Origin of the sequence: Alteromonas sp. AO-Serp (genome assembly GCF_017849675.1) — a bacterium.
Taxonomy (GTDB): Bacteria; Pseudomonadota; Gammaproteobacteria; order Enterobacterales; family Alteromonadaceae; genus Alteromonas; species Alteromonas macleodii.
Genome location: NZ_JAFLMX010000161.1, coordinates 1 through 3,271, shown reverse-complemented (window position 1 = coordinate 3,271; position 3,271 = coordinate 1). Strand labels below are relative to the sequence as shown.

The 3,271-nt window shown below is 46.9% G+C and carries 1 protein-coding gene; it reads left to right on the top strand.

The annotated features are described in order from the left end of the window. Positions 1-203: 203 nt before the first annotated feature. Entirely contained in the window at positions 204-3,185 is a 2,982-nt protein-coding gene (locus QVA83_RS11460) for a Tn3 family transposase (RefSeq protein ID WP_287498476.1), read from the top strand. Positions 3,186-3,271: the final 86 nt, after the last annotated feature.

The window sequence follows — 3,271 nt, the reverse complement described above, 5'->3', positions numbered from 1 at the left end:
CTATAGTCGTAATACTTTTCTAGTAGAACCTAAGTTGTATGCTGCTAAGACAAAAGTCTCATTTTGGGGTTCTAGGGATTTACCCCTCTAAAGTAACATAGAACGCTACAGGTATTATATTATATGGTCTGTGGCGGTGGGTTACCTTCCAATATTCTGCCATCTTATATAAACACCATCAATCATATTGGCGTTTATTCATCATGGCAATTAGTAATGAACTCTCGATTCTGACTCAGGCAGAACAACGAGACTTGTATTCAGCACCTCAGTTTTCTATTGAGGAACAACGTTTGTATTTTTCGCTAAACGATGTAGAACAGGCCGAATGCCGTACTATCAGGCTTACTAAACATCGTTGTTATTTCGTGGCGCTTCTGGGCTATTTTAAATCTAAGCCAGTGATCATTGCTCCGAGTTTCCGTGATATCAGTATCGACATGCAGTTTATTGCCTCCCAAATTCAAAGAGGTAAAGGGATCAGGCCTTTCAGTGTCAGTAAAATGCAGCGTGACCGTATTTACTCAAGGATACTGCGTCTACTAAATTACAATAAGTGGAATGAAAAACAGCACCTCAATGCTCTGTGCCACCACCTGGTTTACATTGGTCATGCCTGGCTGGAGCCTCGACACCTCTTTGATGCGGCCATTGAATACCTTGCCAGCCATAACATTGCCATTCCTAAGTACTCCGTGCTTCAAAGACTGATAAGCCGCACAATGCAACAGGTCAGAAAAGACCTGACGCTCCAACTGAATCAACTTACCAGTAATGAACTTAACGTCTTTCTGGACAACATAATCACTACTAAAGACGACGGGCTGAGTCTGAGCCATCTCAGGGGTGGTGCCAAAAGTCTGACCGTGCCTGAGCTTAAAAAAGAGCTCGCCATTTACCACCGGTTAGCACCATGGCACACGCAAATAAATGACGTTGTGGACAGGCTCAATCTGTCGCTAAAAAATCGACAACACTTCAGCGGCCTTATTGATTACTACGGCAGTAAAGTGCGGCGCTTCAAACGCTCACAGCAGCACCTGTGGTTACTGTGTCATCTGACAGAGCGCATGCAACTTGCACTGGAGCGCCTGACGGATGGGTTTGTTTACCATATCCGAAAACAACAGGAAGCCGCCAACGCCTTTGCACAACAAGCAGTGTTCCTGTCCTGGCAGTCAGCTGCGGACAATGTCACGAAAGCGGCAGAGCTACTTCACCTGTTTGTTGACGAGAATATTGATGACAATCAGCCCTTCTCGGAAGTCAGAAAACAGGCACTGAAAGTGATGGATGATCGGGATATCCAGACCCTTTGCCTTTATCTGAAAAAACAAAAACGGACCGTGGAAGAGTACCAGTGGCAATATTATGACGAACAACGAAACCTTCTGGAACAGTTGTTAAGACCAGTGTTCCTGTGCCTTGAATGTGAGGCCGGTAAAGGCTCAGAAGCCGTCGTCGCCCAACTTCAAAAGATGCAAACGGAAATTGTATCCGGTGAATCACTGATGACAATGGATACGTCGCTTATCCCCAAAAAGCACCTCCCATGGCTGGTGAAACAGGATAACGTTAATCCGCAACGTTATGAATGGCTGCTCTACCGGCAGTTAACTTCACGACTGAACGGACGTATTTATCTGTCAAATGTCACCAAATACCGGGCACTGGAAGACGACCTGATCCCCCAAACATCGCAGGATGCACTGCTGGAGTCATCAACGCTGGACAGACTAAAACAACCTGTTGACGCATTGTTACAGGAGAAACAACATCGACTGGAAAGCGCGCTCAAAGACGTGGCGCGCCATATTGATGAGGGAGATAATCGCAATGTAATCATGAAAACTCGCTCGGGCACCCGCTGGCACCTGCCAACAAAAGGCGCTACATCTCTGGTCAACAATCCCTTCTTTAAGCGAATGCAGCCAGTCGGTATCGCGGATGTCCTGCGGTATGTTGAGCGCGAAACCGGGTTCATGCGAAGCCTGACACATGTGCTGCCAATACAAAAACAGGGAACTACTCATCAGGATGATTTACTGGCCATTCTGATTGCTAACGCCACTCACCGTGGTGTGTATGGTATGGCGCAGATCTCCGACCGCAGTTATGAACACCTGAGTACAGTACAGGCTAACTATATCCGACCTGAAACGCTGCATGATGCCAGCGACGTGATCAATAATGCGGTGGCTTCATTACCCATCTTCCGCCACTACCATATTCAGGAGGACCAGTTGCACGCCAGTGCGGATGGTCAGAAATTCGAAACGCATCTGGAAACGTTTAAAACCCGGTATTCCTCGAAGTACTTCGGTACCAATAAAGGGATCACGGCCATGACCCTGGTCGCCAATCACAGCGCGCTGAATGCACGGATAATCGGCTCCAACGAGCATGAATCACACTATATCTATGATCTGTTGCAATCCAACAGCAGCGATATCAAACCTGACGTACTCTCGACAGATACACACGGTGTCAATCACGTCAACTTCGCTTTATTGGATCTATGCGGCTACAGCTTTGCACCGCGATACGCGCAATTTAACAGCGTCATCAACGATCTGTTTGAGGTGACTGAAAATGAACAATGTAACACCATACTTGCGCTGAAGAAACCCATCAGGACGGGGGTCATCGAAACGGGATGGCAGGATATCAGGCGTATTGTCCTGTCACTTCAGACAAAACGAACAACACAGGCAATACTGGTGAGAAAACTGTCTGGTTATCCTTCAGGACACCCGATATTACAGGCGCTGACAGAGTATAATCGACTGGTTAAAGCGCAATATTTACTTGACTACATCGACGATGCCAGTTTGCGGCAGTATGTGCAACGTGCCCTGAACCGGGGAGAAGCATGGCACTTCCTTAGACGAGCCATTGCGTCGGTGAATGGTGATCAGTTCCGTGGCAAAAACGAGTCTGAAATCGCTATCTGGAATGAATGCGCAAGATTGCTTGCCAATGCGCTCATCTACTTCAACTCCGCGATACTGAGTCATCTTCTGGGACACTTTGAAGCGACAGGTGATGAAGAAAAAGCGGCTATCACTCGTGCTGTTTCGCCCGTTGCATGGCAAAATATCAACTTAAGCGGGACGTATAACTTCACCAATACCGGAAAATTGCCTGATATTAGTGAAATTACGAAGCCAATCGTGGATGATTAAGCTTGGAAACGAAAGTAACCCACAGCTGGAGGCTATATAATACAAAGCCTGTAGCGTTCTATGTTACTTTAGAGGGGAAAATCCCT